The organism is Kineosporia sp. NBRC 101677, from assembly GCF_030269265.1.
In the GTDB taxonomy this organism is placed as follows: domain Bacteria; phylum Actinomycetota; class Actinomycetes; order Actinomycetales; family Kineosporiaceae; genus Kineosporia; species Kineosporia rhizophila.
Window position 1 is genome coordinate 1 of record NZ_BSTA01000067.1, and the last position, 255, is coordinate 255.

The 255-nt window shown below is 52.2% G+C and carries 1 rRNA gene; it reads left to right on the forward strand.

The window, feature by feature from the left end:
- Positions 1-255: ribosomal RNA gene (locus QSK18_RS35775) — 23S ribosomal RNA — on the forward strand; the annotation flags it as partial.

Sequence of the window (255 nt, forward strand, 5' to 3'; positions counted from 1 at the left end):
CCAGTAAACGGCGGTGGTAACTATAACCATCCTAAGGTAGCGAAATTCCTTGTCGGGTAAGTTCCGACCTGCACGAATGGCGTAACGACTTCTCCGCTGTCTCAACCGCGAACTCGGCGAAATTGCATTACGAGTAAAGATGCTCGTTACGCGCAGCAGGACGGAAAGACCCCGGGACCTTTACTATAGCTTGGTATTGGTGTTCGGTACGGCTTGTGTAGGATAGGTGGGAGACTGTGAAGCTGGCACGCTAGT